General features: G+C 39.9%; 1 pseudogene. It reads right to left on the reverse strand.

What is annotated here, in order from left to right:
* Nucleotides 1–346: pseudogene (locus PZH32_RS11755) on the reverse strand (recombinase); the annotation flags it as partial.
* Nucleotides 347–368: the final 22 nt, after the last annotated feature.

Genomic DNA, 368 nt, shown 5'->3' on the forward strand with positions numbered 1-368 from the left:
CTCTTAACTGCTTTGTGATTTTTGCACTTCCGTAACCTTGATAGGCTAGGGAGAAGATTTTTTCAACAATCCATTTTGTTTCCTCATCAACCAGCAGTTTTCCTTTAATGTCGGGGTGTTTCTTATATCCTAACGGAGCATAAGCCCCATAATACGCACCCTCTGCAAATTTTGTCTTAAATGCCGATTTCACTTTACGGCTTGTATCTCTTGCCACCCATTCATTGATGATGTTCTTAAATGGTGCAATCTCACTTTCGCCTTTTTCGCTGTCTACACCGTCATCAATCGCTATGTAGCGGACATTATGACTAGGGAAATACAATTCTGTATATTGTCCTGTCATAATATAATTTCTGCCAAGACGG

Origin of the sequence: Adlercreutzia equolifaciens, assembly GCF_029076695.1 — a bacterium.
Classification (GTDB): domain Bacteria; phylum Actinomycetota; class Coriobacteriia; order Coriobacteriales; family Eggerthellaceae; genus Adlercreutzia; species Adlercreutzia equolifaciens_A.